Source organism: Haloferax sp. Atlit-6N (assembly GCF_003383195.1).
GTDB classification, from domain to species: domain Archaea; phylum Halobacteriota; class Halobacteria; order Halobacteriales; family Haloferacaceae; genus Haloferax; species Haloferax gibbonsii.
The window spans coordinates 993,736-1,020,157 of the sequence record NZ_QEQJ01000001.1; the positions used below are offsets into that span (position 1 = coordinate 993,736).

Genomic DNA, 26,422 nt, shown 5'->3' on the forward strand with positions numbered 1-26,422 from the left:
TTCGGGTCGGCGGCGGGACTACTCGCGGCGGCGCGGGAACCACTCGTCGCAGGCTTCCATGTCCCGCATCATCTCGTCGTGGGCCGCGCAGTAGGGCTTGAGCCCGTCGGAGGTGCGGACGTACTCGAAGTACGTGCAGTTGCCGCAGTAGCGGTCGCCGACCGTGGCGTTCGCCGGGCGGTCCGCGGCGGGGTGGTCGGCCGCGCCGGCCGGCGAGCGCTCCGATTCCGCCGACTGGACGGTATCGACGCCGGACTGCCCCGTCGCCGAGGCGTCGGGGGCGTTCGACCCGTCCGACGACGTCGAGGCCGGGGCTGAGGACGAAGCCGAGGGTTCGACGTCGAGCGGGGTGATGTCCTGCGTCGACGCGCCGCCGTCGGTCGCGCCGGCGGTCGGGTCGGCACCGGCGGTCGACTGGTTCGTCTGCGTCTGAACGTCGCCGTCGGGCGTGCCGCCGAGGAAACCGATGCCGCCGAGGCCGCCGCCGGACTTCTCGACTTCGACGACGCGGGTCTCGCCCTTCTTCGTCACTTGGACCGTGGCCGTGCCGCCGGGGTCGTTCCGCGTCTTGAAGTTGGCGACGCCGACGAACAGACACCAGAACGTCGTGAGCGTGCCGAAGAAGTAGACGGCGACGGTTTCGAGGGTGAGGTCGGGAAGGCCGGCCCCGCAGGTCGCGCCGGTCCACTGACACGGGTAGGCGTGCGAGAAGAGCGCGACGCCGAGAACGGCGATGCTCGCTCCGATGAGCGACGCGGCGCGGGTTCGACGGCTCGCGGGGAGGACAGCGAGGACGCCGAGGAAGACGGCGGGGACGCCGATGCCTCCGAGGATGCCCCCGAGTTCGCGCGCTTCGCCGAGGGTCGCCCCGCCGGACGTGTACACGTCGGTCGTCGCGACGACGATGCCCGCGACGACGAGCAACACGCCGAGGAGGAACCCCCCGAAGCCCAGGGACAGCCGTCGGAGACTCGGCCCGCCCCGGCCGCCGTGGTACGCCTCCGAAAGACTGGTCATGGCCCCGACTACGAAAGCAGCCCCTAAAACGATGCGTCAGACGATTATCTGTTTCTCGACACGTCGCGGGCTGTCGATATCCGCGCGTCGGCCCGCCGGACGCGTCGCCGGCCCGTCATCGTCGCATGCGAATCTCGAAGGGATTATCATGCGCGGTGGCTAACCCTCGCGCATGGCTGACGAGGAAGCAGACGAGGCACCCGCCGTCGAACTCGGTACGGGCGCGTCCGTCGAAGGTGCGCCCCTCGCGCGCGTCGCCTCCCGACTGACGTGGCCGCAAGAAAAGAGCAGCATCCTGAACAAAGAAGGCGACGCGGTCATCCGCACGCCCGACGGTCCCCAGAGCCTCGAAGACGTGCTCGCCGAGGCCGACGAGACCTACTTCGAGACGCGACAGACCTTCGTCGACGACGTGCTCGACATCGTCGGCCGCGACCCCGTCCAGACGGAATAACGGTGTTGCGCCGCCGGCTCGCCCGCCTCCCGTGGCTCTACCGCGCCCTCATCGTCGGGGGCGTCGTCGGGGCCGCGTGGAGTCTCTGGCCGCTTCCCGCCGGCGACCTCACCTACCGCGCGGTCCACGACGCCCTCCTGTTCATCCTCGTACCCGGAGCGCTCGCGCTCGCCCACGGTCGCAACCTCGGCTGGAACGTCGACCGGGCGGCGCTCCGCAACACGGTTCTCCTCGCGCTGTTCGTTCTCCCGTTTTACCTCGTCGGGTCGAGCCTGCCGTCGATTCGGGCGTACTACCCGATGTGGCACACCTCGACCGCCCTCGCCGACTTCCTCCCGCACGCGGCCCAGCAGTTGCTCGTCGTCGTCGCGGCCGAGACGTACTACCGCGGCCTGCTCTGCGTCGGCGTCCGCGAAATCGGCCGGAAGAGCGCGCTCATCAGCCCGGTGCTCTACGCGTTTCACCACGTCGGCAAGCCCCCGATAGAGATTCTCCTGTCGGCACCGACGGACGTGCTCTTCGGCCTCGTCGACTACGAGAGCGACTCGATTCTGCCCTCCATCGTCGCCCACGGCGGGGGGCTCATCCTCTTGGACTGGCTCGTGCTCCACCCGCCGCTGTTCCCCCCCGAGCGGGTCGCCGCGGCGCTCCAGTGGCTCCCGATTCCGCTATGAGCGACGGTGGCGGCGACCGCAAGGACCGGTCTGCGGCCGACGACCCATATCCGTCGCTCGGCCTCGCCCGCGGCACCGTCGAACTCGCCGCGCACGACCCGCGCTGGCGCGAGGCGTACGAGCGCGAGGTCGAGCGCCTGCGACCGCGACTCGGTGGCGCAGGAGGCGGCGACAGCGTCCGATTCGAACACGTCGGGAGCACCGCGGTTCCGGGGCTGGCCGCGAAACCCATCGTCGACCTGCTCGTCCTCGTCTCCGACCTCGACGATGCCGAGGGCGTCGCGCGGGCGCTCGAAGCCGCGGGCTACGAGGAGCGCCCCGACGACGACGTTCCCGACCGCCGATTTTTCGTCCGCGGCCCGCCCGAGCAGCGGACGCACTATCTCTCCGTGACCGAAGTCGGGAGCGACTGCCACCGCGAGCAGGTCACCTTCCGCGACGCGCTCCACGCAGACGACGACCTCGCGGCCGAGTACGAGCGACACAAGCGCAAACTTGCCGAGGCGCACCCCGACGACCGGAGTCGGTACACGAACGCGAAGGCGTCGTTCGTCGAATCCGTGCTCGACGACGCCGCGTCGTGGGAAGTCGACGACTCGCTCGTGTAGGTCGAGCACACTACCATAGCTTTTCCCCGCCGGGGTGTCAAGGGTGGGTCATGGCACTCCCAATCGACCCCAGCGCCATCAAACCGGAAGACATCGGCGAGGAACGCGTCGTCCTCGAGATGGAACACGAGGCGGCAATCGAGCGCGTCCGCGAGGCGTTCACCGACGCCGGGTTCGGTGTCGCCACCGAATTTTCGCCCTCCGAGATGCTCAACGAGAAGGTCGACGCCGGCCGCGACCCCTACTACGTCCTCGGCGCGTGTAACCCGAACATGGCGGACCGCGCGCTCGACGCCACCGACAAGAAGATGGGCGGGCTCTTCCCGTGCAACGTGGTCATCTGGGAGGAGGAACCGGGCAAGCAGGTCGTCTACCACCTGAGCATCATGCGCGTCGCCCGGCTCATCGGTATCGCGCCCGACAACGACGAGATGGCCGACATCATCGCCGACACGGGCGAACTCGTCGAACAGGCGCTCGCCAACCTCGACGCGGCCGAGGCATAATCGAGGTCACCGAGCGGACGCAACCGTCTCGACTTACAACCCGTCTCGCGCGTCCACCGCGTCCGCGATGCGCTTGACGTCGCCCCGAATCTTGTACAGCAGGTAGAGCGCGACGAGCGCCGCGACCACGGGGAGGAGCGCGAAGATGCCGTAGATGAGGATGATGATGAGCAGTTCGGGACCGCCGGGTACCTGTAACGGGACCATGCGGGAACGTATTATCCGACTGTCAAAATACGTTGCTCACGTGAAGTCGAAGATGTCGGTCTGGAGGCCGGCGGCCATCGTGGACTTCCGCCGGAGGTCCGCGAGCGAGACGGGGAGGTACTCCGTCACGTCGCGGACGGCGTCGCCGAACGTCTCGGCGTCGGCCGTCTCGCCTTCGAAGGCGTGGCGGATGGACTCGCGTATCTGCCAGACGCCGACGGGGCCCCAGTAGTCGTCGGAGACGTGTCTGATGACGAGCGCCTTCGCCTGTCGGCCGCGCTCCTGGAGGTGTTCGAGGACGCCGAGTCGGGAGGCGTGGTACGCGCCGGCCGTCTCGTTCACGTAGCCGGTCCGGCCCTCGTAGCCCTCGCGGTCGGCCGCGAGGTACATCCCCGCCTCGGGGTCGGGGTTCCAGACGCTCCCCGGCGCTTTCAGCTCTATCAGTTCGAACTCCCAGCGCCCCGGCGCGAGGATGACCCAGAAGGCGTTGCCGATGAACTCGTTGCGGTAGATTTCGACGCCGTCGACGCTGTCAGCGTGTTTGACCTGTCCGCGGAGGTACTGGCCGAGCGTGTCGTCGACGGCGGTGATGGACCACCGCGTCGGGACGAGTCGGCGCTGTTCGGTCTGGCCGAGCGCGCCCGCAGAGAGGATGGTGTTGATGTCGTACACGTCGAAGCCGCGGCGGTAGAGGTACGTCATCGCGCCCTCGGCGTTCCAGTCGTCGTCTTCGAGCGTCTTTTTCACCAGTTTGGGGACGTGCGGGTTCTCCGCGAGGTCGGCGGAGCGGGCGCGGGCCCGCGGGCCGACGGGGGTCGCCACGTCGTCGGCGCTGGCGTCGAGGTCGAGCGACGGCTTCCCGTCGAGACCGATTTCGACCGTCACGGGGCGGTCGGCGATGGCGACCTCGCGTTGCGTCCCGAGGAAGCCGTCCCACGAGTCGGCGACGTTCGTCACCTTCGTCCCGCGATTTGAGTTCAGAAGCGAGGTGCGCCGCTGGAACACGTCGTCGATGCTCACGCCCTCGTCGTACCACGCGGCGCTCGTCTCGAACGACGCCGCGTCCTCGTCGTGGCCGACCGGCGAGAGGATGCCCGTCGAGACGTTCGGGTAGTTCGACCGCCCGACGAAGATAGACGGGGAGACGCCGCCGTACAGCGAGTCTCCCTGCACCGTCTCCTCGAACCGGTCTTGGAACGTCTCGAGGTGGTCGAGGATGCCGTAGGACTTCTCCTCGGCGAGTCGCCGCCGCTCGGCGCGCTCGTCCCGCTCGATGTCCATGTACTCGTCGAGCCGCATTCACCGGACGTGGGTCGCCCGCGGGTATGAACCTTCGGCGACGCGTCCGGGGTCAGAAGGGGATGCGACTCGCGCGGGTGGGGCTCAGGTGTGGATGCCCATCGCTTCGATCTGTTCTTGGTAGCGGTTCCGGATGGTGACTTCCGTCACCTGCGCGACCTCGGCGACCTCGCGCTGGGTCTTCTTCTCGTTGCAGAGAAGCGACGCGGCGTAGATTGCGGCGGCCGCGAAGCCGGTCGGCGACTTCCCGGAGAGAAGCCCCTGTTCCGCGGTCGTCTCGATAATCTCGTTCGCCTTCGACTGGACCTCCTTCGAGAGGTCGAGTTCGGACGAAAACCGCGGGACGTACTTCTTCGGGTCCACCGGCCGCATCTCCAAGCCGAGCTCCTGGGAGATGTAGCGGTACGTGCGACCGATTTCCTTGCGCTCGACGCGAGACACCTCGGAAATCTCTTCGAGGGAACGAGGAATGCCCTCCTTGCGACAGGCGGCGTAGAGCGCCGAGGTGGCGACGCCCTCGATGGAGCGCCCCCGAATCAGATCCTCGCTGAGCGCGCGGCGGTAGATGACCGAGGCGACCTCGCGGACCGACCGCGGGACGCCGAGCGCCGAGGCCATGCGGTCGATTTCGCTGAGCGCGAACTGGAGGTTACGCTCGCCGGCGTCCTTCGTGCGGATGCGCTCTTGCCACTTGCGCAGGCGGTGCATCTGCGACCGCTTCTTCGAGGAGATAGAGCGGCCGTAGGCGTCTTTGTCCTTCCAGTCGATGGTCGTCGTCAGCCCCTTGTCGTGCATCGTCTGCGTGGTCGGCGCGCCCACGCGAGACTTCGACTGCCGCTCGGAGTGGTTGAACGCCCGCCACTCCGGGCCGGGGTCGATGCGCTCTTCTTCGATGATGATGCCGGTCTCTTCGTGAATCAACTCGCCGTCGCCGGTCCGAACGACCTCCTCGGGGTCGAGGTCGTCGAGGTCCAACTCCTCTTCTGATGTCTCGTCGTCCTGTGACTCGTCTCCCCATCGAGTCCGGTCGTGCTCACGCTCCCGCTGGCGGGTAGGCCGTTTCATCGCATTTATATATTGTCTATTTCCTTGCACTTCAACCTTTGGCGGGGTTCGTCGACGTGTCGTCGTGCCCGCAGCGACGAACGGAGCGCCTTTACCGGATCACCGGTGAGGTGACGGTATGCCGACCGTCGAGTGCGACCCCGACGAAGCCCGAGGACGACTCGAAGCCGCGGGCGTGTCCGTCTCGCCCGGAAACACCGACCACGAGCGGTGGCGCGCCGAACGCGGCGACGCCAGCGCGGTCGCCTACGACGGGAAAGTCGTCGTACAGGGGTCGAGGCCGACCGACCTGCTCGCGCTCATCCAGCCGAAAGGCGGCCGCGCGCACGTCTACTTCGACGGCGCGAGCCGCGGGAACCCCGGCCCCGCGGCCATCGGGTGGGCTATCGTGACCAGCAACGGTATCGTCGCCGAGGGCTCGAAGCGAATCGGCGAGACGACCAACAACCGCGCGGAGTACGAGGCGCTCGTGGAGGCGCTGTCGGTCGCCGAGGAGTACGGGTACGACGAGATCGACGTGCGCGGCGACTCCCAACTGGTCGTCAAGCAGGTCCGCGGCGAGTGGAACACGAACGACCCCGGTCTCAAAGAGCGCCGCGTGAAGGCCCGAGAGCTGCTGTCGGCGTTCGACCGCTGGTCGCTGGAGCACGTACCGCGAGAGATAAACGACCGCGCCGACTCCTTAGCCAACGAGGCCCTCGACCATGCCTGAGCCAGAACTTCCCGAAGACGTGCTCTCCGAGGCCGAACGGCTGACGCGGCTGGCCCGCGACGCCGTGGACCCCGACGAGGCGGCGACGTACCGGTCCGTCCGCGACGACCTCGTGAGCGAGTACGAGTTCCGCGCGCGACACCGCGAAGAGGACGACGTGTTGGTGCTCCACCCCGACGAGTGGGTCGACGACGACGGGGTCGTCGACCCCACGGAAATCGACGACGTCGACCGCGGAATCGAACGCCCCCTATCGGGGGCCGGAGAGGACCACGAGTGGGGCGCGGTCGAAGAGCACAACGCGGCGTACGTCGAGACCGTCGCCGAGGAACACGGCGCGGACCACGCGGCGAACGCGCGGGCGTTCGCGGACTTCCTCGGGAACCACTACGTCCGGCGAGTCGAGATGGCTGGCGCTCCCGAAGTGCGCGAGTTCGTCGAAGAATATTATCCACGCAACGCGTGGCCGACCGCGGAACAGCGGTCGTTGTTGCCGGAGTCGCTCGAGTTGCTCTTCGACGCCGCAGACGCCGAAGTGCCCGAATACAACTGAGCGAACCCCGCGGTTCGTGCGGTGTGTGCAGCCGATTACAGCTTGGCTTCGACGAGCTCCGAGACCATCTCGGCGCGCTCGTCGTCGGTGACGAACTTCGAGAGCATCCAGTCGAAGCGGTCGAGGACCGCCTGGAGGCCGTCGTCGGTCAGTTCGTACTGGTTCGTCCGCTTGTCGAGTTCGCTCTTTTCGACCAGCCCCATCTCGACGAGGTCGTCGAGGTTGGGGTACAGACGCCCGTGGTTGACCTCGGTGTCGTAGTACGATTCGAGGTGACGCTTGATAGCCAGGCCGTACATCGGTTCCTCGGCGAGAATGACGAGGATGTTCTGTTGGAACGCGGTGAGGTCCCGAGCCGCACCGGATTTGTTGCCAATTGTTTGTGCCTCTGACATGCATATGGAAATGTCACCTTCCTATTTAAACTTTGTCAACGAGCAGTCTGTTTCGCCGTCGTACGGAGGCCCATTATTCAAAGAAATTGGGGCAGAGCGCACACGAGTGCCGGGTATTGCACAGAGTCGAGTCACGGCGACAAAGGGAAGACGACGCAGCGTCGCCGAGCGGGCATACCCGGGGAATATCTCAGACGCATAGGAGTAGCGTCGTGGGATTCTGTGGGGAATACCTCCAGATATAGAGGGGTTCGAAGCGGCCGACGGGACCCGGATGACAGCGGTACGAGACCAATCCCGAAAGGACTTTTGCCCGCATCGAGGATGGGTTCGGTATGGTGAACCTCTGGGAAGACATGGAGACCGGCCCCGACGCGCCGGACGAAATCTACGCAGTTGTCGAGTGTCTCAAAGGCGAGCGCAACAAGTACGAGTACGACAAGGACATCCCCGGCGTCGTCCTCGACCGCGTGCTCCACTCCAACGTCCACTACCCGTCGGACTACGGCTTCATCCCGCAGACGTACTACGACGACGAAGACCCCTTCGACGTGCTCGTCCTCGTCGAGGACCAGACGTTCCCCGGCTGCGTCATCGAGGCCCGCCCGGTCGCGCTCATGAAGATGGACGACGACGGGGAGCAAGACGACAAGGTCATCGCCGTCCCCATCGAGGACCCCCGCTACGACCACATCGAGGACCTCGAAGACATCCCGCAGCAGACGCTCGACGAGATTGACGAGTTCTTCGCGACCTACAAGAACCTCGAGGCCGGCAAGGAAGTCGAGACGCTGGGCTGGGAGGACAAGCAGGCCGCCAAGGACGCCATCGAACACGCGATGGACCTCTACGAAGAGAACTTCGCGTAAGCGACTCCGCCGCGCGCTTTTTCGACGTCGCCTTCGAGTCGGAGCGTCGCCGCCGACCTCGCCGTCGACTCCCGAGACGCGTCCGACGGAAACCGACCAGCGTCGGCGACGCGGATACCCGACAGTTATCGCCGCCGCATCGACCGATAAATTATGCGCATGGGTAATCTTTAGTCCCTGTGTCGGGTACGTCGAGACGAGCATGGCAGCCAAACAACCCCGTCTCGGGCTTCAGCACCCGACCGTCGTCCCCACGAACTTCACGCCCGCCGACGAGGCGGACGAAGACGCCGAGGAAGCGTCCTCCGAAGACGCGTAACCCCGAATTTCTCGCGCGACGACCGCCGAGCGCGACACGATGTCTACGCCGCCGACAGCCACGCGGCCGCCTCTGACAGATGGGGCGTCCCACCGACCGAAGCGACGAAACACCTGAATCTACCGCTCGTTCGCTGTATGTTCACACCCCACATCCATGAGGGAACCCCTTTTTATCTCGCCGCTGTAAGGCGTTGGTAATGCCTATCTGCGACGTGTGCGGCAAGGACGAGAGTCTGCCGTACCGCTGTTCACGGTGTGGCGGGACGTTCTGTTCCGAACACCGCCTCCCCGAGAACCACGACTGCGCGGGGCTCTCCGACTGGGACGACCCCGCCGGCGTCTTCGACAGTTCCTTCGACGATTCGGTGAACAATCAGGGCGGCCGCGGCGGCGGACTGCTCAGTTCGCTCACGGGCGCAGGCGGCGTGCTCGGCTACTTCCGCGGGAACGTCACGTACCTGTTTCTCGCGCTGATGTGGCTCACGTTCTTCGCCCAACTCGTCTTGGAGCAGTTCCTCGGCCTCACCTCCCTCTCGATTAGCGCCTTCTACCTCACGAGCATTCACCCCGAGTACGTCTGGACGTGGGTCACCTCGATATTCGCCCACGGCGGCTTCTACCACATCGTCGGCAACTCCATCGTGCTGTTCTTCTTCGGCCCGCTGGTGGAGCGCTACGTCGGCTCGCGGAAGTTCGCGGCGCTGTTCCTCGTCAGCGGGATGCTCGCCGGACTCGCGCAGGTCGGCTCGTCGATGCTCCTGTCGCCGGGAAGTGTGAGCGCCGTCGTCGGCGCGAGCGGCGCCATCATGGCCGTCCTCGGCGTCCTGACGGTCCTGAATCCGGGGCTTCGAATCTACCTGTACTTCATCATTCCCGTCCCGCTGTGGCTGTTCACGCTCGGGTTCGCCGGCATCTCGGTGTTCTTCTTCGTCAGCCAGAGCGCCGACGGCATCGCCCACTTCGCGCACCTCATCGGCCTCGTCATCGGCCTCGCCTACGGCCAGCGGGTGAAGGGTCAGCGGAAGGTCCCCTCGCAGCTCTCGCTCGGCGGGCGCGGTCCCGGCGGTCCCGGCGGCCCCGGTCGCGGCCGGTTCTGAGATGCGTCCGGCCCGCCCCGAACTCGCGCCGCGCCCCGGCCTCTCGCGCGACGAGATGGAGTCGCTCCAGCGCCGCGTCGCCGAGGCCGCCGTCTTCGAGGACGACCTCCCGTTCGACCCGACGCGCGTCTCGCTCGACTCCTCGGAGACGGAAAACGAGACGCTCACGGACGCGATAGCACCCGGCGGTGACGCCGACTCGCCACCGCCGCTCGTCGCCGGCATCGACCAGTCGTTTCTGGACGACCGCGCGCTGAGCGCCGTCGTCGTCCTCCGCGGCGGCGAGGTCGTCGAGCGCGTCCACGCCGTCTCCGACCTCGAGTTACCCTACATCCCCGGCCTGCTCTCGTTCCGCGAGGGCGGTCCCATCCTCGACGCACTCGCCGAACTCGACTGCGACCCCGACCTGCTCGTCTTCGACGGCTCCGGCCGCATCCACTTCCGGCAGGCCGGCCTCGCCACCCACCTCGGCGTCGTCTGCGACGCGCCGAGCATCGGCGTCGCCAAGTCCCTCCTCTGCGGGACGCCGGACGAGGACGTGGACGGCCGGCCGGAGGGCTGGCGAACGCCGATTCGCGCCGACGACTCGGTCGACCCGGTCGGCGGCCACCCCGCCAGCCCCGAGACGACCATCGGCTACGCCTTCCAGTCGCGGCAGTACGACTCGCGGCCCATCGTGAACCCGCTGTACGTCAGCCCCGGCCACCGCCTCTCTGCGGCCACGACCGTCGACCTCGTCTCCCGGCTCTCGGGGCAGTACAAGCTCCCCGAACCGACCCGGTTGGCCGACGCGTACGCCGACGAGGCGAAGGCGCAGTACGAAGACTGAGACGCGACCGCGGCCCAATCGTGGCGAACCGCGTACACTTAACAGCGCGCGGTTCGACCTACCGACGTGCATCAAAAGACGGTCCTCATCACCGGTTGCTCCTCGGGAATCGGGCGCGCGACGGCGCTCGACTTCCTCGACGAGGAGTGGGAGGTTTACGCCACCGCCCGGAACCCGGCCGACATCGAGACGCTGGGGGAACGCGGCGCGAACATCGCGACGCTCGACGTGACCGACCAGGGGGACGTCGACCGCGTGGTCGACCGCATCGCCGACGAGCAGGGCCGAATCGACTGCCTCGTCAACAACGCCGGCTACGGTCAGATGGGCCCCGTCGAGGACGTGCCGACCGAGAAGGTCCACGACCAGTTCGACGTGAACGTCTACGGCCCCCACCGACTCATGCGCGCCGTGTTGCCCCACATGCGCTCGCAGGGCGACGGCACCATCGTCAACGTCTCCAGCGTCGTCGGCCGCGTCGCCTTCCCCGGCACCGGCGTCTACGCCGGCTCGAAGTTCGCCATCGAGGCGATGACCGACGCGCTCCGCACCGAGGTCGAGGAGTACGGTATCGACGCCGTCCTCATCGAACCCGGTCCGGTCGAGACGCAGTTTTCGAACCGCGTGGACGACGAGGTCAACGGCAACGGCGAGGACGCCGACGGCCTCGACCGCTCCGGCGCGTACGAGAAGCTCTACAAGCTGTTCGACGACTCGCAGGCGCTCGGCGGCGGCGGTCCCGGCGCGATTCCGCCCGAGCGCGTCGCAGAAGACATCGTCAACGCCGCGAGTTCGACCAAGCCGCGGGCGCGCTACCAGCCCGGAACCGTCGCCCGCGTCGGCGTCCTCGCGCGCTTCCTGCCCGACGCGTGGCGCGACGCGCTCTACGGCTTCGCTCGCAAGCTGCCCTGAATTCGTCGCGGTCGGCCCGCGAACCGCCGTCTCGGCGTTACTTCAGACAGGTCGCGACGACCCGGAGGGCGTCTTCGCCCTGTACTTGTTCTGCGAGCAGCGGCACCCGCTTCACGTCGCGGCCGCGGAAGAGGTTCGTCGCCGAGCGGAGCGCGTCCTGTTGGACCTGCCAGCGGCGCTGACAGAAGCCGCAGTTCTCCAGGTCGGGCGACTCTATCCACTTGGGGTCGACGTCGGCCACGTCCTCGACGGACTCCATCACGCGGTTGACGACGAGCGTCTGGACGGGGATGCCGAACTCGTCGAGCCGCGAGACGAGGCGCTTGGACTCCACGACGCTCATCTCCTCGGGAATCATGACGACCCGGAAGTCGGTCCGCGTCGGGTCGCGGAGGACCGCGCGCAGGCGCTCGATGCGCTCGCGGAGGTCGTCGAGGTCCGCCATCCCGGCCTGCGGGTCGTCGGGGCCGCCGCCGAACATCCCTTTGAGGTTGTCCATCATGCCGGAGAAGCGCTGGCGCATGCGGGCGATGCGGCCGAGCATGGAATCCATCAGTTCGGGGAGTTCGAGCAGGCGGAGCGTGTGGCCCGTGGGCGCGGTGTCGACGACGACGCGGTCGAACCGCGGGTCGTCCATGTATTCGAGGAGCTGCTGCATCGCCGCGGCCTCGTCCGCGCCGGGCATCGGCCCGCCCATCCCCATCGGCCCGTCGCCGCCGAGGAGGTCCTCGAAGCCGCCCATTCCGCCGCCCATCCCACCGAACGGGGAGTCCGAGTCGCCGCCGGCGAAGGGGTTGTCGTCGTCGTAGTCTCCGGTCTCGAAGTCGGTCTCGTCGTCGAAGTCCTCGCCCGAGCCGTCGCCGCCGGCGAACGGCCCTTCCATGACCGCGTCGGGGTCGATTTCGGCCGCGTAGAGGGGAATCTCCTCGCGAATCCGAGTCGGCTTGTCGGGGACCGGCACGCCGAGCGTGTCGGAAAGAGAGTGCGCGGGGTCCGTGGAGACGACGAGCGTCGCGGTGCCGTCGGCCGCGCTGGCGAGCGCCGTCGCCGCGGCCATCGTGGTCTTCCCGACGCCGCCCTTGCCGCCGTAGAGGACGTAATCCGGGGCGTCGATTCCCTCGGGGAGGTCCTCGGTGTCGGTCGACGTGACCTCGTCGGGCTCGGTGACTTCCACCTCGATTTCGGCCGGCCCGTCGTCGCCGGCGTCGTCGTCTTCGTCGGCGTCGGGTCGCTCCGTCGGCTCAACGTCGATGTCCATGTCGGACCCGACACCGCGGGGCTTTGTGTACTTCTCGGTCTCGGAACCGCCGGTGGACTTTTGTCCCGCCGCATCGGTGCCGACCGCGACGCCAACGCCGCCGGTGGCCTCCCCGACCGCTTTTTGTCCCGACCGCCCGTCGTCGGTCGTATGCGCGAGTTCGCATCCGACCCGCCCGAGGAGGTCCGCGTCGGCGACGCCCTCCGCGAGGCGGACCACACCGTCGCGGTCGCGGAGTCCTGTACGGGCGGCCTCGTCGGGTCGCTCCTGACCGACGTGCCCGGCTCCAGCGACTACTTCGACCGCTCGCTCGTCACCTACTCCTACGACGCCAAGCGCCACGAACTGGCGGTCTCGCGGGAGTCGCTCGACGAACACGGCGCCGTCTCCGAGCTCGTCGCCCGCGAGATGGCCGCCGGCGTCCGCGACGTGGCCGACGCGACATGGGGGCTCGCCACGACGGGTATCGCCGGGCCGGAGGGCGGACTCCCCGGCAAGCCGGTCGGGACCGTCTTCGTCGGCGTCGCCTTCGCCGCGCCGTGGGGCTCCGGCGACTCGTACGCCCGCGTCGAGCGCTTCGAGTACGACGGGTCGCGGACGCAGGTGAAAGAACAGATTGCGCGCGGGGCGCTGGCGCTCCTCCGCGAAGAAATCGAATCCGTCACGACCGGCTGAGCCGGTCGCACGGCCGCCGTCGGTCGGTTCCGTGGGAAAGCTTTGTATCCCGCCGGACCAGTCTGCATCCATGAACAAGAAGGGACACGTGCTCAACGCCATCCTGTTGGCGCTCGGGCTCGGCGTCATCCTCACCGTGGACCCGCGGTCGTTCGAACCGACGGTCGACTCGGCGTTCCTCCTCGCCCAGAAAATCGGCCAGTTGTCGCTGCCCGTCGTCCTCGGGGCGCTGTTCCCCGACGTGGACACCGCCTTCGGCAAGCACCGCAAGACGCTCCACAACCTCCCGGTGCTGGCGATATTCCTCGCGTTCCCGCTCGTCTTCGGCAACCTCCACTTCGTCTGGATCGGCGTCGCCACCCACTACGTCCTCGACATGGTCGGCTCGAAGCGCGGCATCGCGCTGTTCTACCCGCTTTCGCCGCAGGAGTACGACCTGCCGACCGGCGTGGCGACGAGTTCGAAACACGCCGACGCGGTGACCGTCGTCGTCACGGTCGCCGAACTCGGCGTCCTCGCCGGCGTCCACTACTACCTCTTTTCGCTCGACGTGTCCCTCGCGGACGCCGCGGCGTCGTTCACCGCGGTGCTCTGAGCGGTTGGCGGCCGCGGTGCTGGGTGCTGGCGCGTTCGGGCGCGGGCGCGGTCGAACGAACGGCTGTTCGGTAACACTCAGTAGACGCTCACGTCGTCGAACCGACCGTCGTAGGCGATGTGGCTCGGATGCGTTGGCTCCATCCCCGAAAGCAGGAGTCGGTCGACTTTCCCCCACGAGTTCTCGTAGCCGAGGTGGGCGAACTCGGCCACGCCGCGGAGCGCGTGGGAGACTCCTGTGCGGCGGACGACCCGGCGTTCCGCCCCCTCGCGGAGCGCGGCGACGAGGTCGGCCTCGGAGCCGATGTCGCGGTCGAACTCGGTCCACGCCTCGCCGACGGTGCCGTGGAGGTGCGCGTAGGACGACGCGAACCCCGGCAGCCCCGTCTCGCGGGCGATGTCGCGCCCGCGGCGGTTGTCCCGCGGCAGGGTCTTCGTGTTGTACGTCTCGACGGCGTCGATGTCGTCGCGGCGGGCGGCCACGTCCTCGGCGGTGAGGCTCACCGTCAGGAACTCGGGGTGCGGGACGAGCGTCGCCGCGTCCTGCCGGTCGAACTCCGCGAAGGCCCCGTCGAGGGTGATGAAGTCGGGCACGGGGTCCGAGAGGCCGACCGCGAGGACGTGTTTCCGGTCGCGCCACGACCCCGTGAACACCTCGCGGGCGGGGACGACGAGCAGGTCGTCGTCCGAAAAGCGCGCCGCACGGGCGCGGATATCTGGCAGGCGAACGAAGTGCGGCGCGTAGACGAGCACGTCGATACCGCGGGCTTTCGCGCGCGAGACGACCCGCTCGTCGAGAATCTTCACGTGCATATCGACCCGCGTCGTCGTGGTCGCGCTCACACGATACGGTCGGGTCAGCCACCAGTTAGTGGTTGCTATTTGTCGAACGCCGGGCGGTCGAAGAAACGGTTTTGTCGCTCACGTCCGTCGGTGGGAACATGTCCCGGTGGAAGTGCGGAATCGAAGGGTGTGACGGTCGGTTCGAAGACGCGGAAAGCGCGGTCATCCACCAGACGGTGGAACACGAGCGCCACGAGTGCAAGGTGTGCGGGACCATCGTCCCCGAGGGCTACTTCGCGATTCGACACGCCTTCGACGAGCACACCCGCGCCGAGTTCGTCCGCGCGTACGACGCCGACTCCTCCGCGGTCCGCATCCGCGAGGACGTGAAAGACGCCGTCGAGGCGGACGCGGACCTCAACAGCGTCGTCGAGACGCTCCGCGAGCAGGGCGCGCTGTAGACGGAACAGCCGGAAGTCGCGGTGGGACGCGACACGGTCGCGCGAGACGGCCTCGCCGGGGACTGTCGGGGGACATGGGAGTCGCCGGGAGGGTGGGTCGCCGGGGGACACGGCGCTCGTCGCGCGCGGTGAGTCGAGCCGAAACTGAGAGAGAAGAGAGCCCTCGTCGGGGCGGACGCTTACCGCTCTTCGGAGTCGAGGACGCGAATCTGGTCCCCGCGGACGGTGACCGGAATCGGGACCGTCGCCTCGTACAGTTCGACGGTGACCTGGTCTTTCGTCTCGTCGATGCGCTGGACGCGCGCCTTCTCGCCTTTGAACGGGCCGGCGATGAGTTCGACGATGTCGCCCTCCGCGATACCCTCCACGTCCGGCGTCGGCGAGAGGAAGTGTTCGACTTCGGCCATGCTGGAGGTGCCGACCGCGCCGCCGCTCTCGACGAGGCCGCGGGCGTGCGGAATCTCCTCGAGGACGCGCGTGACGATACCGTCGTCGTCGGCCTCGACCATCACGTAACTCGTGAGCGAGTCGGGCGCGAGGACGGCGTGAATCTCGGCGAAGTCCTTCGTCGCGATCATGTCTGCAACCGTTCGCTCCTGGCGAGCGGTGGTCTTTACGGCGAAGATGGGCATCTCAGACCCCTCCGGGGAGGAAGCTCATGACCGCGAAGATGATGAAACCGAGCAGTCCGACGAGGAAGATACCCGCGCCGGCGATTTTGGAGATCTGGGAGAACTCCTGCCAGGACGGGGTGCTCGCGAGTTTCAACACGCGAACGTAGCTGTTCAGGTCGTACTTAACGTCCATGTTGCTGGGGCCTAAGGCGTCGGGCTTTTTCTATCTATTGATGCACCGTCGAGCCGAATTCGGTCTCGAAGGCGAGCGAGAACGTCGAATCCGGCGGAGTGACGCCGCTACGCGGAACGCGAGGGGAGGAAAACGGAGGGCATCCGGACCGCGAGCGCGGTGGACGCGTTCCCGGCCGCGTCGCCGACGACGGCGACTACTCGACGTAGTCGATGTCCTCGAGACGGCCTTCGGCCTGCGCCTGCACCTCGCCGTTGCGGCCGTAGATTTGGGGCGACTCGACGCCGGTGACGACGATCATCGTCCGCATCATGCCTTCGAGTTCGTCGTCGACCGAGGTCCCCCAGATGATGCGCGCGTCGGGGTCGATGCGGTCGTAAATCTCCTCGACGACGCCCTCGGCCTCCTCGATGCTCATGTCGGAGCCGCCGGTGACGTTGACGAGCGCGGAGTTCGCGCCGGAGATGTCCACGTCGAGAAGCGGCGAGCGGAGGGCGGACTTGACGGACTCTTGGGCCTTGGACTCGGAGTCGGACTCGCCGAGACCGATCATGGCGACGCCGCCGCGCTCCATGACCGTCTTCACGTCGGCGAAGTCGAGGTTGACGAGACCGGGCTTGGTGATGAGTTCGGTGATGCCCTTGACCGAGCGCATCAGCACCTCGTCGGATACCTTGAACGCCTGGCGGACCGGGAGCTTCCCCACGGCGTCGAGCAGGCGGTCGTTCGGGACGACGATGACCGTGTCCGAAACGTCGCGGAGTCGTTCGAGACCGGCTTCGGCGTTCGTTCGTCGCACCTCGCCTTCGGCCGTGAACGGCGTCGTGACGATGGCGATGGTGAGCGCGCCCGACTCGCGGGCCGCCTTGGCGACCACGGGGGCCGAGCCGGTGCCGGTGCCGCCGCCGAGGCCGGCGGTGACGAACACCATGTCGGAGCCCTCGATGGCGTCGTAAATCTCCTCTTGGGATTCGAGGGCGGCCTCCTCGCCGACCTGCGGGAGCGAGCCCGCGCCGCGACCCTGGGTCTTCTGTTCGCCCATGAGAATCTTCGTGTCGGCCCCGATTTCCACGAGGTGCTGCACGTCGGTGTTGGCGGCGACGAGCTTCGCCCCCTTGATTCCCTCCTCGTGCATCCGGTTGACGGTGTTCCCGCCGGCACCGCCGCACCCGACCACCGTGATGTTGGTCTGGAGGTCTTTGAGAACCGCTTTCAGTTCGTCGTCAGTCATCGTCCCGGACCGGTTGATGTTGGTCGAGTCGTCGACCTGAACCGACTCATCCCCCATGTCCTCGGCCTCGGCCTCGTCAATTGCGTCGCCGACGATAGAGTCCATATTTATGGAGACGGTTTACGGAGGACGACTAATTATCTTTCCCCCTTCCGTCAGACATCTGTCCGACGAGCCGCCGATTCGTGCCGAAACGTGACATGAGAGCCCGCGGCACAGGTCGGTTCACGGGGCGAATCGGCCGGCCGCGCTCCGCCGGGGGTCACACGACGAACTCGATGAGTCGTTCTTTCGATACGTCTTCGGGCGCGACGGTCTCGCCGTCGACCTCGACCGGCTGGCCGGCCGAGAGCTTGCCGAACGCCGGTCCCTCGGGGACGCCGAACTCGCGTGCCGCGGCGGGGTCGAACGCCCGAACCGTCGCCGTGACCGCCCCGTCGTCGCGGACGACGCTGTCGTATTTCTCGCGCAGCACGTCGCAGAGCCGCGACACGAGTTCGTCGTAGCCGTCGCCCGCGACGGCGGCGCGACCAACCGCGCGCGCGCCGCCCTCGGTCGTGTGGAAGGCGACGGTGGTCTCGCGGACGGCGTCGAGCGCGGCGTCGAGGTCGATGCCCTGCGCCTCGCCGAGCAGGCCGTCGGGGAGCGAGACGACCTCGTAGTCGTCGGCGTCGATTCGCGCGCCGAACCGGAGGCCCTCCTCGACGGTCGTGACGTCGGCTTCGAGGGCCGAGACGCGGTCGAGGGCGACGCCCGCGGTCTCGCGGACCCACGTCTCGGAGACGACCCGGAACCCCTCGGCTTCGAGGGCGGCCGCGAGGTCGTCGCGGTCGCCGTCGACGAGCGCGAGGTCGGCCGCGGAGGCCTCGAACGCCCGGCGGAGCACGTCGCGGTTGTTCTCGGGCGCGCCCATCGCCTTGAGCTGCCAGTCGGCGGCGATGTGGCCGACGCGCCAGTCGGTCTCGCGGAGGACGCGCTCGAACCGCGGGGCGTAGTGGCCGCCGCCGAAGCCGACGAGTTGGCGGTCCGCGTCGGGCGCGACGCCCTCGATGTCGAGGACGGCCGCCGCGACCGCGCGGGCCCCCTCGGGGTCTCCCCACTGCGCTTCGCCGCTCCCGAGTTCGACGAACATCGAGGGGACCGTGGGCTCGGTCGGGCCGTGGTGGGTCGCCTCGATGCCGACTTCGTAGTCGTCCGGCGCGCGCTCGCGGAGCGCCTCGACGACGGCGCGCTGGGCGTTGGGGCACGCGCGGGCGAATCGACCCGGCTCGCCGCCGTAGTCGGCGGGGCCGAAGTTCCCGGTGAAGTGCGCGGTCAGGAGCGCGCCGGTCTCGCCGGCGTGCCGCGAGACGACGACGAGGAGGTCGAGGTCGGCGTCGAACGCCTCGGCGGGGTCGTCGAGGTCGATGTGTCGGTCGTCGAACTCGCGGAGTTCGAAGCCGTCGCGGGAGAAGACGGTGCCGCCGCCGTCGGCGTCGGGTCGGTCCCCGTCGGTCCGTTCGTCCCAGTCGGCGAGTTCGAGCAGGTGCTCGCCGATGTGAACCGATGCGCTGTCGGCGCGGCTGACGACGATTCCAATCACGATACGAGGGTCGCCGAGGCCGGCGAAAAGGGCGTCGGAAGCGGCGAGGGGAGCGGGTCAGTCTTCCACCGCGGCCGGAACCTCGTTCGCGCCGTAGTCGCCGCGGACGCGTCGAATCGAGAGCTTGGCGACCGCCGCAAGTTGCTTGCGTCGCCGGACGAAAAGCGCCGTTCCGACGACCAGATAGACGACGGAGAAGCCGATGAGCGAGGTTGCGCCGTCGAAGGTGACCGCGCCGAGTCCCGGAATCGGGAGCGTGAGCGCCAGTCCGGTGACGGAGTAGACGAACTGTGTCAAGAAGAGCCCGAGCAGGGCGACCGCCTCGCGGAGGCTGATGGAGAACGTGATGAGGATGGCGATGGCGAAGTAGCTCTGGGCGGCCGTCAGCCAGAGTTCGCCCATCTGGTGGGTGTCGAGCGGGAGCGGGCCGTAGTAGCCGAGCGACAGGCTGTAGACGAGCACGAGCGTCCCGATGAGGAGCGTCCACTGGTTGAGCTTCGAGGAGATGAGCGCGTTGAAGCCGGCGGTCGACCGCGCCTTGTTGACGAGGTAGGCCACGACGATGAGTTCGGGGCTCTCGCTCGCCAGCGGCGCGACCCACTGAATCATCAAGAACGACGGGATGCCGACCGACTTCCCGAGGGCTTCGAGGCCGTGAGCGAACGGCTCGACGGCGACGAGGATGACGATGCCCGAGAAGACGAACAGCGTGAGGGTCGTGGCGATGCGCTTGGGTTTCCGGTACGACTGGAGGTACGCGGGCACGCCGATCTGCGCTTCGTCCTCGTGCGGCGAGTTCATCGCCACGAAGATGTACGCGACGTAGAGGCCGACGAGGACGAACATGTCGACCGCGCCGATGCCCGCCCCGAGCGGGACGAAGAAGGCGAACACGGTCGCGGCGAAGAGGAACAGAATCTCGGTCGCGATGCCGTGGTCGAGTCGGACCACGTCCGCGAGGAAGCCGGGACGAGACTCGACCGCCTCGTCGCCGGTGTCGCGGGCGCGGTAGACGGTGAAGAGGGCGATTGCGGACCAGCCGATGCCGATGAGGATGCGGTTCGCGCCGGTCATGTTGGCGACGGCGAGGCTCGCGGCCTCGGCCGATTCGGGGGAGCCGGGATTGATGCCGGCTTCCCACGCGTAGAGGGCGTCGACGGCGTATTCGGGGGCGACCGCGAGCACCGCGAGGATGGCGAGGGCGAACGCCCGCGGCACGTCGGCCTCGGCGGTCTCCGCGCCCCACGCGAGGAGGAACGAGGCCCCGAGGACGGCGATACCGCTGAGGCCGACGGTGACGCCGGTCGCGAGGTCAACGCCGAACACCGTGTGGAGGCCCAGCCACGGGACCGTCAGGAGTGCGGCTCCGAACACCGCGGTCAGCGGATGGCTGAGTTGCCGTACCATCGTGGCTACAAGAGCGAAGCCGAAGCCGGTAGCTTTTGTGTTTCAAAATCGGCCCGAAACGGGTGTGACGGACGGCCGAAGTCGTCCGGCAGGGATGTCAGGGAAGGATGAGCCAGAAGAACACGAGGTAGCCGACGACGAGGATGCCGCCGTCGAGGCGGGACACGTCGCGGTTGCGGAGCATCAGCGCGATGACTCCGAAGGTGAACACGAGGAGCGCCGGGAAGTCCAGCGAGATGGTGCTCGGGGGGACGTTCACGGGAACCATGATGGCGAGGATGCCGAGGACGGCGACGACGTTGTAGATGTTGGAACCGACGACGTTGCCGATGCTGAACTCCGATTCGCCGCGGACCGCGCTGATGACGGAGGCCGCGAGTTCCGGCAGCGACGTGCCGAACGCGAGGACGGTCAGCCCGATGAACCGCGGACCGAACCCGAAGGATTCGAGCAGTCCCTGTCCGCCCTGAATGAGCCAGTTCGAGCCGACGAACAGGAGGAGCAGGCCGAGCCCGAGATAGACCACGTCCTTGAACTGCGCGGAGACCTCGTCTTCGTCCTCGATGTCGATTTCGTCCGCGCCGATGGCGTCCGCCGTCGCCGACCGGGCGCGGTAGAGCAGGTAGCCCGTGAACGCGACGAGGATGAGCAGGAGGACGCCGCCGTCGACGGCGCTGAGGTTCCCGTCCATCCCGAGGGCGACGAGCGCGACCGCCGCGGCAATCATGAACGGGACGTGCCGACGGAGCGTCGCGGTCGAGACGCCCATCGGCTGGATGAGCGCCGAGATTCCGAGGACGAGACCGATGTTGGCGATGTTCGAGCCGACGATAGCGCCGAGTCCGAGGTCGGAGCTGTAGCCCAGGCCGCTCAGGACCGCGACGAAGAGTTCGGGGGTGGTCGTCGCGAACGCGACGATGGTCACACCGACGATGGCCGCCCGGAGACCGAGGCCGATGGCGAGTCGAGACGCGCCCTCGACGAGCGCCTCGGCCCCGAGATAGAGCGCGACGATACCCGCCACGAGGAGCGCGGTATCGAAGGAAAGCAGGGTTGCGAGTGCCGACATACGCGGGAGTAGACCAACGGGGGACTAAAAGCGCGCCGGTACACCGCGGATCCGCGACAATCTATCACGGGAGAGCGAACGGGTGGAAATCCGACCTGTGGGGGCCGTCGGGTCCCGGCGGAATCCGACGCGGGCGGGCGAGTTATATCGTCGGCAGGACACCACCCGCCCATGCAAGTCTACGGTCTCGTCGGCAACCCGGTCGGCCACTCGCTGTCGCCGCCGATGCACGAGGCGGCCTACGAGGAAACCGGCCTCGACGCCCGGTACGTCACGTTCGAACCCGACCGCGACGACATCGCGGCGGCCGTCGAGGGCGCGGACGCCCTCGGCGTCTCGGGGCTGAACGTCACCATCCCGTTCAAACAGGACGTGCTCGAACTGGTCGACCCCGACCCGCTCGCCGAGCGAATCGGCGCGGTCAACACGATCGATTTCGGCGGGGAGACGCCGCAGGGGTACAACACCGACGCGGCGGGCGTCACCCGGTCGTTCGAGCGCCACGGCGTCGGCCTCGACGGGAACGCGGCCGTGGTCGTCGGTGCCGGCGGCGCGGGGCGGGCCGCCGCGTTCGCCCTCGCCGACGCGGGCGCGTCGGTCCACGTCGCCAACCGAACCGCCGAGACCGCGGTCGAACTCGCCGAGGCCGTCCCCGGCGCGACCGGCGGCGGACTGGACACGCTCGACCGGATTCGAGAGGCGGACGTCCTCGTCAACGCGACGAGCGTCGGGATGGAGTCGCCCGACGAGACGCCCGTTCCCGCAGAGTACCTCCACGGGGACCTCGCGGTGCTCGACGCGGTCTACACCCCGCTCGAGACCCAACTCATCCGCGATGCGGCCGCGGCAGGTGCGGTCACCATCGACGGCGCGTGGATGCTCCTCCTGCAGGGCGTCGAGGCCTTCGAGCGGTGGACCGGGCGCGACGCGCCGGTCGACGCGATGAACGCCGCGCTCCGGAGCCACCTCGAGAGCGACTGAGGCCGCTGGTTTTTAAATAACGGGATTGCATAGGAGAAGGTAACATGGGCTTGCTTGACACTATTTCGTCGCTCTGGAAATCCCTCGTTGGTGGCGACTCGTCGTCTTCCTCGAAGGAGGGACGTGACGACACGGCGACCGTTACGGTCGAACGCGACACCAGAACCGAACGCGAGGAAGCGAACGTCGAGACCGAGGCCGCGGTGAAGGAACCGGTCGAAGAGACGGACCCGAGCGACGAAGAGACCGACGACGCGGTCGAATCAGCGGTCGAAGACGAGGCCGACGCGGCGTCTGAGGCCGACGACGAAGCCGCCGAAGACGCCCGCGACGACGCGGAGGTCGCGGCCGACGCCATTGAGGAGGCCGAACCGAAGGACGAAGACGCCGAAGCGGAGCCTGAGTCCGAGTCCGAATCCGAGGTCGAAGCCGACGGCGAACCCGAACTCGAAGATGAGGACGGGTCTGAATCCGCCGACTCCGACGAAGCCGACACCGAGGAATCGGACGAAGAAGCGGTCGACGAAGGTGACGAAGAAGCGGAGGCCGAAGACGAAGCAGACGACGAGGAAACTGCAGACGACGAACCGGCCGACTCGTCGGCCGCCGACCCCGACGCGCCGACCGTGGACACGATTCGCGGCATCGGCCCGGCGTACGCCGAGCGACTCTCCGAAATCGGCATCGAGACCGTCGCGGACCTCGCCGCAGCCGACGCCGACGAGGTCGGCGACGAAATCGACGTGTCGCCGAAGCGCGTCCAGCGCTGGATAGACCGCGCCGGCGACGCGTAACCGACGCGCGTTCCGGCCGACCGAGACTATTTTTTCACCCGCCGGCCGCTCACGCTCCCTCGCAGACACGTCGCGAAACCGTTTACCCGACGGGCGGACTGGTGTGGGTAATGACCGCACCGACCGTCGTCACCGACCGCGACGACTTTCGCGCGACCGCCGCGGTCGCACCCGCCGGCGCGCGCGTCCCCGTCGAGGCCCGCATCGCCGTCTCGGACCCCTTCGACGCCTATCGACGCGCCCGCCGGAACGCCGGCGGCTTCTTCTACGAGACGACCGGCGGGCAACCCGGCTGGGGTGCCTTCGGCGTCTCCCCCGCGGAGCGCCTGACCGTCGACGACCCGACCGACGACGACTGGGGCGAGCCCGGCGTCGACACCGCGCCGAGCCTCGCCGCGCTCGAATCGCTCGCCGACTCAGAGACGCTCGTCCGCGGCGACTGCGACGTGCCGTACCCCTGCGGCCTGTTCGGGTGGCTCTCGTACGACGCGGCCCGCGAACTCGAATCGCTCCCCGAGCACACGACCGACGACCGGGGGCTCCCCCACCTCCAACTCGGCCTCTACGACCTCGTGGCGTCGTGGGAGGAACCCCGTCCTGACGACGGCGAGACGACGCTCCGGGTCACCTGCTGTCCCGTCGTCGACGACGACGCCGACCTCGACGCCGTCTACGACGAGGCGCGAACGCGGGCGACCGACCTCGCCGTCGAGGCGGTCGAGGGCGAACCAGAGCCCGTCTCCGCGCCCGTCGAATCCGACGAGGCGACGTTCGAGAGCGCCTGCGGCCGCGAGGCGTTCGCCGACCGCGTCCGCGCCGCGAAGCGGTACATCCGCGACGGCGACACGTTTCAGGCGAACCTCTCGCAGCGGCTCGTCGCGCCCGCGGCGGTCCACCCGGTGGACGCCTACGCGGCGCTCCGACAGGTCAACCCCGCGCCGTACTCGGGGCTGCTCGAACTCCCCGGCGTCGACCTCGTGAGCGCCAGCCCGGAACTCCTCTTGCGCGTCGAGGGCGACCGCCTCGTCACCGAACCCATCGCCGGCACCCGCCCGCGGGGGGCGACGCCCGAGGAGGACGACGCGCTGGAACTCGACCTGACGACCGACGAGAAGGAGCGCGCCGAACACGCGATGCTCGTCGACCTCGAACGCAACGACCTCGGGAAGGTCTCGGAGTACGGGTCGGTCGAGGTGACGGAGTACCGCCGGGTGGACCGCTACTCGGAGGTGATGCACCTCGTCTCGCTGGTCGAGGGGACCCGACGCGAGGGGACCAGCCTCGCCGACGCCGTCGCCGCGGTGTTCCCCGGCGGGACCATCACGGGCGCGCCGAAGCCCCGGACGATGGAGATTATCGACGAACTCGAAGCCACCCGGCGCGGCCCCTACACCGGGAGCATGTTCGCCGTCGGCTTCGACGACCGCGCGGTGCTGAACATCGTCATCCGGACGCTCGTCCGCTTCGGAGACGAGTACCACCTCCGCGTGGGTGCGGGCATCGTCCACGACTCCGACCCCGACAGCGAGTACGACGAGACGCTGGCGAAGGCGCGGGCGCTCATCACCGCCATCGACGAGGCGCTCGGCGAGCGCGCGGACATGACCGTGGGGGCCGAACGATGACGCGTATCCTCGTCGTCGACAACTACGACTCGTTCGCCTACAACCTCGTGCAGTACGTCGGCGAGGCGGTCGCGGAGGCGCAGGGCGAAAGCGGGGATGAAAGCGGAGACGCTTCGGACGACGTGCTCGTCTACCGCAACGACGCGCTCTCGGCCGACGACATCCGCGACATCGACCCGGACGGCATCGTCGTCTCGCCCGGCCCCGGCACCCCCGCGGACGCCGGCGTCTCGGTCTCGGTCTTCCGCGACCTCGACTACCCGACGCTCGGCGTCTGTCTCGGCCACCAGTCGCTCTGTGCCGCGCTCGGAAGCCGCGTCGGCCACGCGCCCCACGTCGTCCACGGGAAGCCCTCGCTCGTCGAACACGACGGCGCGGGCGTCTTCTCGGGGCTGCCCGACCGAATCGAAGTCGGCCGCTACCACTCGCTCGCGGTCGAACACGACGACGTGCCCTCCGAGTTGGCGGTGACCGCCCACACCGTCGCAGCGGAGTCAGAAAACGGCGGCTCAGACGCTGAAGAGGCCGACGAACCGTCGGTCGTGATGGGCGTTCGCCACCGCGAGAAGCCACACGTCGGCGTGCAGTTCCACCCCGAGAGCATCCTCACCGACTCGGGGAAGGACATCGTCCGCAACTTCGTCGCGCTCGCGGCCGGCGACGGCCCGGCGGCCGACGCGTGGGAGGCGGAGCGATGAGCGGCGACGACGACGCCGATGGGCGTTCGCTTCGTTACCACGTCGACGGCGACCTCGTCCCCGCCGAGTCGGCGTCGATTCCGGTCACGGACCGCGGCTTCCTCTACGGCGACGCCGCCTTCGAGACGCTCCGCGCCTACGGCGGCGAAGTGTTCCACTGGGAGGCCCACGCCGACCGACTGGCCGAGACGTGCGACGCGCTCGGGATGGACCACGGCCTGTCCGACGACGACCTGCGCGCGCGAATCGACGAGACGCTCGCGGCGAACGACCTCGACGAGGCGTACGTCAGGCTCTCCGTCACTCGCGGCAGTCAGGGCGGCCGCCTCACGCCGGCCGAGGAGGTCGACCCCCGCGTCGTCGTCATCGTGGAACCGCTCTCCCGCGGCGGCCGCGGCTCCGACCCCGTGTGGGACGGTCCGGCGTCGGTCCAGACCGTCAAGACCCGGCGCATCCCCGACCGGTCGCTCCCCTCGCGGGCGAAGACGCACAACTACCTCAACGGCATCCTCGCCCGCGTCGAACTCCGCGTCACCGGCGCTGACGAGGCGCTCATGCTCGACGCCGACGGCTACGTCACCGAGGGCGCGACGAGCAACCTCTTTTTCGTCGACGACGACGCGCTCTGCACGCCGAGTCTCGACGGCCCGGTCCTCCCGGGCATCACCCGCCGCGTCGTCCTCGACCTCGCCCGACAGGAGGGCGTCCCGATTCGGGAGCGGCGCTTCACGCCCGACGACGTGCGCGGCGCGAACGAGGCGTTCCTCACGAACTCGACGTGGGAACTCCGACCCGTGGAGACGGTCGACGGTATCCGAGTGGGCGACGGACCAGTGACGAAACTCATCTCGCGGCTCTACGACGACTACGTGGAGCGACGCCACTACGGCGGCGACGGCGACAACGATGGCGACGACGAGAACTGAGTCACCCCGCCGC

Annotated in this window: 31 protein-coding genes; 18 read left to right on the forward strand and 13 right to left on the reverse strand. The window is 68.3% G+C overall.

The features are described 5' to 3' along the window. Positions 1-18 precede the first annotated feature (18 nt). The gene (locus DEQ92_RS05085) at positions 19-1,017 is read right to left on the reverse strand and encodes a ribonuclease BN (RefSeq protein WP_115820494.1); all 999 of its coding nucleotides are present in this window, start codon (positions 1,015-1,017) and stop codon (positions 19-21) included. Positions 1,018-1,189: 172 nt separating this feature from the next. Between DEQ92_RS05085 and DEQ92_RS05090 the strand changes: the two genes are divergently transcribed. From DEQ92_RS05090 to DEQ92_RS05105, 4 genes are read left to right on the forward strand one after another with little or no spacing between them, the layout of a single operon-like run. Further along, entirely contained in the window at positions 1,190-1,471 is a 282-nt protein-coding gene (locus DEQ92_RS05090; protein ID WP_004972783.1) for a DUF5789 family protein, read from the forward strand. A 2-nt stretch (positions 1,472-1,473) separates the two neighbouring features. After that, entirely contained in the window at positions 1,474-2,145 is a 672-nt protein-coding gene (locus DEQ92_RS05095; protein ID WP_049904948.1) for a type II CAAX prenyl endopeptidase Rce1 family protein, read from the forward strand. After that, positions 2,142-2,753 carry a GrpB family protein gene (locus DEQ92_RS05100; RefSeq protein ID WP_115820495.1) on the forward strand — a complete coding sequence of 204 codons (612 nt, stop codon included), beginning with the start codon at positions 2,142-2,144 and terminating at the stop codon, positions 2,751-2,753. Before DEQ92_RS05095 ends, DEQ92_RS05100 begins: the two co-directional genes overlap by 4 nt. A gap of 50 nt (positions 2,754-2,803) precedes the next feature. Continuing rightward, positions 2,804-3,259: a DUF302 domain-containing protein gene (locus DEQ92_RS05105; RefSeq protein WP_004972792.1), complete on the forward strand. Its 456-nt coding sequence runs from the start codon at positions 2,804-2,806 to the stop codon at positions 3,257-3,259. Positions 3,260-3,292: 33 nt separating this feature from the next. Here the strand turns inward: DEQ92_RS05105 and DEQ92_RS23765 are convergent, their stop codons facing one another. From DEQ92_RS23765 to DEQ92_RS05115, 3 genes are all read right to left on the reverse strand, one after another. After that, on the reverse strand, positions 3,293-3,466 hold the full coding sequence (locus tag DEQ92_RS23765; RefSeq protein WP_004972794.1) for a hypothetical protein: 174 nt from the start codon (positions 3,464-3,466) through the stop codon (positions 3,293-3,295). A 36-nt stretch (positions 3,467-3,502) separates the two neighbouring features. Next, positions 3,503-4,765 (reverse strand): DNA repair protein NreA, encoded by a 1,263-nt coding sequence (gene nreA / locus DEQ92_RS05110; protein ID WP_004972796.1) that lies wholly within the window; start codon positions 4,763-4,765, stop codon positions 3,503-3,505. A gap of 84 nt (positions 4,766-4,849) precedes the next feature. Then, positions 4,850-5,830, reverse strand: a complete 981-nt coding sequence (locus tag DEQ92_RS05115) for a transcription initiation factor IIB family protein (protein WP_042663705.1) — start codon at positions 5,828-5,830, stop codon at positions 4,850-4,852. A 118-nt stretch (positions 5,831-5,948) separates the two neighbouring features. Between DEQ92_RS05115 and rnhA the strand changes: the two genes are divergently transcribed. Both rnhA and DEQ92_RS05125 read left to right on the forward strand, forming a co-directional pair. Beyond that, positions 5,949-6,542: a ribonuclease HI gene (rnhA, locus tag DEQ92_RS05120; RefSeq protein WP_004972799.1), complete on the forward strand. Its 594-nt coding sequence runs from the start codon at positions 5,949-5,951 to the stop codon at positions 6,540-6,542. Further along, positions 6,535-7,095 carry a hypothetical protein gene (locus DEQ92_RS05125; RefSeq protein WP_004972801.1) on the forward strand — a complete coding sequence of 187 codons (561 nt, stop codon included), beginning with the start codon at positions 6,535-6,537 and terminating at the stop codon, positions 7,093-7,095. The genes rnhA and DEQ92_RS05125 overlap by 8 nt, the downstream gene beginning before the upstream one ends. Before the next feature lie 35 nt (positions 7,096-7,130). On the opposite strand, the gene DEQ92_RS05130 is transcribed toward DEQ92_RS05125, so the two are convergent. Beyond that, a complete protein-coding gene (locus tag DEQ92_RS05130; protein WP_004972802.1) occupies positions 7,131-7,490 on the reverse strand; it encodes a PadR family transcriptional regulator in 360 nt (119 codons plus the stop codon). A gap of 335 nt (positions 7,491-7,825) precedes the next feature. On the opposite strand from DEQ92_RS05130, the gene DEQ92_RS05135 reads away from it, so the two are divergent. From DEQ92_RS05135 to DEQ92_RS05150, 4 genes are all read left to right on the forward strand, one after another. Next, the gene (locus DEQ92_RS05135; RefSeq protein ID WP_004972805.1) at positions 7,826-8,359 is read left to right on the forward strand and encodes an inorganic diphosphatase; all 534 of its coding nucleotides are present in this window, start codon (positions 7,826-7,828) and stop codon (positions 8,357-8,359) included. 518 nt (positions 8,360-8,877) lie between these two features. Next, positions 8,878-9,777 carry a rhomboid family intramembrane serine protease gene (locus tag DEQ92_RS05140; protein ID WP_115804606.1) on the forward strand — a complete coding sequence of 300 codons (900 nt, stop codon included), beginning with the start codon at positions 8,878-8,880 and terminating at the stop codon, positions 9,775-9,777. Position 9,778: 1 nt separating this feature from the next. Next, positions 9,779-10,606, forward strand: a complete 828-nt coding sequence (locus DEQ92_RS05145) for an endonuclease V (protein WP_115804605.1) — start codon at positions 9,779-9,781, stop codon at positions 10,604-10,606. Between the two features lie 66 nt (positions 10,607-10,672). Further along, a complete protein-coding gene (locus tag DEQ92_RS05150; protein WP_004972811.1) occupies positions 10,673-11,518 on the forward strand; it encodes an SDR family oxidoreductase in 846 nt (281 codons plus the stop codon). Positions 11,519-11,555: 37 nt separating this feature from the next. Here the strand turns inward: DEQ92_RS05150 and DEQ92_RS05155 are convergent, their stop codons facing one another. Continuing rightward, on the reverse strand, positions 11,556-12,776 hold the full coding sequence (locus DEQ92_RS05155; protein ID WP_004972813.1) for an ArsA family ATPase: 1,221 nt from the start codon (positions 12,774-12,776) through the stop codon (positions 11,556-11,558). Positions 12,777-12,926: 150 nt separating this feature from the next. On the opposite strand from DEQ92_RS05155, the gene DEQ92_RS05160 reads away from it, so the two are divergent. Together DEQ92_RS05160 and DEQ92_RS05165 are read left to right on the forward strand one after the other, a co-directional pair. Next, entirely contained in the window at positions 12,927-13,451 is a 525-nt protein-coding gene (locus tag DEQ92_RS05160; protein ID WP_115804604.1) for a CinA family protein, read from the forward strand. Between the two features lie 70 nt (positions 13,452-13,521). After that, positions 13,522-14,046, forward strand: a complete 525-nt coding sequence (locus DEQ92_RS05165; RefSeq protein ID WP_050458722.1) for a metal-dependent hydrolase — start codon at positions 13,522-13,524, stop codon at positions 14,044-14,046. A 77-nt stretch (positions 14,047-14,123) separates the two neighbouring features. Here DEQ92_RS05165 and DEQ92_RS05170 read toward each other — a convergent pair whose 3' ends face one another. After that, positions 14,124-14,888: a PHP-associated domain-containing protein gene (locus tag DEQ92_RS05170; RefSeq protein WP_193493019.1), complete on the reverse strand. Its 765-nt coding sequence runs from the start codon at positions 14,886-14,888 to the stop codon at positions 14,124-14,126. A gap of 98 nt (positions 14,889-14,986) precedes the next feature. Between DEQ92_RS05170 and DEQ92_RS05175 the strand changes: the two genes are divergently transcribed. Continuing rightward, positions 14,987-15,289, forward strand: a complete 303-nt coding sequence (locus DEQ92_RS05175; protein ID WP_049905009.1) for a hypothetical protein — start codon at positions 14,987-14,989, stop codon at positions 15,287-15,289. Between the two features lie 179 nt (positions 15,290-15,468). Here the strand turns inward: DEQ92_RS05175 and DEQ92_RS05180 are convergent, their stop codons facing one another. From DEQ92_RS05180 to DEQ92_RS05205, 6 genes are all read right to left on the reverse strand, one after another. Beyond that, positions 15,469-15,921, reverse strand: a complete 453-nt coding sequence (locus tag DEQ92_RS05180) for a transcription elongation factor Spt5 (protein WP_004972823.1) — start codon at positions 15,919-15,921, stop codon at positions 15,469-15,471. A gap of 1 nt (position 15,922) precedes the next feature. Further along, positions 15,923-16,096, reverse strand: coding sequence for a protein translocase SEC61 complex subunit gamma (locus tag DEQ92_RS05185; RefSeq protein WP_004044219.1), 174 nt, complete (start codon positions 16,094-16,096; stop codon positions 15,923-15,925). 196 nt (positions 16,097-16,292) lie between these two features. Next, positions 16,293-17,432: a cell division protein FtsZ gene (ftsZ, locus tag DEQ92_RS05190; protein WP_004972824.1), complete on the reverse strand. Its 1,140-nt coding sequence runs from the start codon at positions 17,430-17,432 to the stop codon at positions 16,293-16,295. A gap of 157 nt (positions 17,433-17,589) precedes the next feature. After that, positions 17,590-18,909 (reverse strand): D-aminoacyl-tRNA deacylase, encoded by a 1,320-nt coding sequence (locus tag DEQ92_RS05195; RefSeq protein ID WP_115820496.1) that lies wholly within the window; start codon positions 18,907-18,909, stop codon positions 17,590-17,592. A 57-nt stretch (positions 18,910-18,966) separates the two neighbouring features. After that, positions 18,967-20,283: a sodium:calcium antiporter gene (locus DEQ92_RS05200; protein ID WP_115820679.1), complete on the reverse strand. Its 1,317-nt coding sequence runs from the start codon at positions 20,281-20,283 to the stop codon at positions 18,967-18,969. 130 nt (positions 20,284-20,413) lie between these two features. After that, complete coding sequence (locus DEQ92_RS05205) at positions 20,414-21,385, reverse strand: calcium/sodium antiporter (RefSeq protein WP_004972832.1); 972 nt, start codon at positions 21,383-21,385, stop codon at positions 20,414-20,416. A 171-nt stretch (positions 21,386-21,556) separates the two neighbouring features. On the opposite strand from DEQ92_RS05205, the gene DEQ92_RS05210 reads away from it, so the two are divergent. From DEQ92_RS05210 to DEQ92_RS05230, 5 genes are all read left to right on the forward strand, one after another. Further along, the gene (locus DEQ92_RS05210; protein ID WP_115820497.1) at positions 21,557-22,366 is read left to right on the forward strand and encodes a shikimate dehydrogenase; all 810 of its coding nucleotides are present in this window, start codon (positions 21,557-21,559) and stop codon (positions 22,364-22,366) included. Positions 22,367-22,410: 44 nt separating this feature from the next. Next, positions 22,411-23,160 (forward strand): helix-hairpin-helix domain-containing protein, encoded by a 750-nt coding sequence (locus DEQ92_RS05215; RefSeq protein ID WP_115820498.1) that lies wholly within the window; start codon positions 22,411-22,413, stop codon positions 23,158-23,160. A 110-nt stretch (positions 23,161-23,270) separates the two neighbouring features. Next, entirely contained in the window at positions 23,271-24,785 is a 1,515-nt protein-coding gene (pabB, locus tag DEQ92_RS05220) for an aminodeoxychorismate synthase, component I (protein ID WP_115820499.1), read from the forward strand. Continuing rightward, positions 24,782-25,483 (forward strand): aminodeoxychorismate/anthranilate synthase component II, encoded by a 702-nt coding sequence (locus DEQ92_RS05225; protein WP_115820500.1) that lies wholly within the window; start codon positions 24,782-24,784, stop codon positions 25,481-25,483. Before pabB ends, DEQ92_RS05225 begins: the two co-directional genes overlap by 4 nt. Then, complete coding sequence (locus tag DEQ92_RS05230; protein ID WP_115820501.1) at positions 25,480-26,409, forward strand: aminotransferase class IV; 930 nt, start codon at positions 25,480-25,482, stop codon at positions 26,407-26,409. The genes DEQ92_RS05225 and DEQ92_RS05230 overlap by 4 nt, the downstream gene beginning before the upstream one ends. Positions 26,410-26,422 lie beyond the last annotated feature (13 nt).

Bases quoted from the DNA above. Each gene is read 5' to 3' on its own strand.
- DEQ92_RS05090 (WP_004972783.1), top strand. From the start codon at position 1,190: ATGGCTGACGAGGAAGCAGACGAGGCACCCGCCGTCGAACTCGGTACG.
- DEQ92_RS05155 (WP_004972813.1), bottom strand. From the start codon at position 12,776: ATGGACATCGACGTTGAGCCGACGGAGCGACCCGACGCCGACGAAGAC.
- DEQ92_RS05180 (WP_004972823.1), bottom strand. From the start codon at position 15,921: ATGCCCATCTTCGCCGTAAAGACCACCGCTCGCCAGGAGCGAACGGTT.
- DEQ92_RS05115 (WP_042663705.1), bottom strand. From the start codon at position 5,830: ATGAAACGGCCTACCCGCCAGCGGGAGCGTGAGCACGACCGGACTCGA.
- DEQ92_RS05085 (WP_115820494.1), bottom strand. From the start codon at position 1,017: ATGACCAGTCTTTCGGAGGCGTACCACGGCGGCCGGGGCGGGCCGAGT.
- DEQ92_RS05100 (WP_115820495.1), top strand. From the start codon at position 2,142: ATGAGCGACGGTGGCGGCGACCGCAAGGACCGGTCTGCGGCCGACGAC.
- DEQ92_RS05215 (WP_115820498.1), top strand. From the start codon at position 22,411: ATGGGCTTGCTTGACACTATTTCGTCGCTCTGGAAATCCCTCGTTGGT.
- DEQ92_RS05130 (WP_004972802.1), bottom strand. From the start codon at position 7,490: ATGTCAGAGGCACAAACAATTGGCAACAAATCCGGTGCGGCTCGGGAC.
- DEQ92_RS05185 (WP_004044219.1), bottom strand. From the start codon at position 16,096: ATGGACGTTAAGTACGACCTGAACAGCTACGTTCGCGTGTTGAAACTC.
- pabB (WP_115820499.1), top strand. From the start codon at position 23,271: ATGACCGCACCGACCGTCGTCACCGACCGCGACGACTTTCGCGCGACC.
- ftsZ (WP_004972824.1), bottom strand. From the start codon at position 17,432: ATGGACTCTATCGTCGGCGACGCAATTGACGAGGCCGAGGCCGAGGAC.
- DEQ92_RS23765 (WP_004972794.1), bottom strand. From the start codon at position 3,466: ATGGTCCCGTTACAGGTACCCGGCGGTCCCGAACTGCTCATCATCATC.
- DEQ92_RS05160 (WP_115804604.1), top strand. From the start codon at position 12,927: ATGCGCGAGTTCGCATCCGACCCGCCCGAGGAGGTCCGCGTCGGCGAC.
- DEQ92_RS05225 (WP_115820500.1), top strand. From the start codon at position 24,782: ATGACGCGTATCCTCGTCGTCGACAACTACGACTCGTTCGCCTACAAC.
- DEQ92_RS05165 (WP_050458722.1), top strand. From the start codon at position 13,522: ATGAACAAGAAGGGACACGTGCTCAACGCCATCCTGTTGGCGCTCGGG.
- DEQ92_RS05105 (WP_004972792.1), top strand. From the start codon at position 2,804: ATGGCACTCCCAATCGACCCCAGCGCCATCAAACCGGAAGACATCGGC.
- DEQ92_RS05140 (WP_115804606.1), top strand. From the start codon at position 8,878: ATGCCTATCTGCGACGTGTGCGGCAAGGACGAGAGTCTGCCGTACCGC.
- DEQ92_RS05145 (WP_115804605.1), top strand. From the start codon at position 9,779: ATGCGTCCGGCCCGCCCCGAACTCGCGCCGCGCCCCGGCCTCTCGCGC.
- DEQ92_RS05210 (WP_115820497.1), top strand. From the start codon at position 21,557: ATGCAAGTCTACGGTCTCGTCGGCAACCCGGTCGGCCACTCGCTGTCG.
- DEQ92_RS05205 (WP_004972832.1), bottom strand. From the start codon at position 21,385: ATGTCGGCACTCGCAACCCTGCTTTCCTTCGATACCGCGCTCCTCGTG.
- DEQ92_RS05175 (WP_049905009.1), top strand. From the start codon at position 14,987: ATGTCCCGGTGGAAGTGCGGAATCGAAGGGTGTGACGGTCGGTTCGAA.
- nreA (WP_004972796.1), bottom strand. From the start codon at position 4,765: ATGCGGCTCGACGAGTACATGGACATCGAGCGGGACGAGCGCGCCGAG.
- DEQ92_RS05230 (WP_115820501.1), top strand. From the start codon at position 25,480: ATGAGCGGCGACGACGACGCCGATGGGCGTTCGCTTCGTTACCACGTC.
- rnhA (WP_004972799.1), top strand. From the start codon at position 5,949: ATGCCGACCGTCGAGTGCGACCCCGACGAAGCCCGAGGACGACTCGAA.
- DEQ92_RS05125 (WP_004972801.1), top strand. From the start codon at position 6,535: ATGCCTGAGCCAGAACTTCCCGAAGACGTGCTCTCCGAGGCCGAACGG.
- DEQ92_RS05135 (WP_004972805.1), top strand. From the start codon at position 7,826: ATGGTGAACCTCTGGGAAGACATGGAGACCGGCCCCGACGCGCCGGAC.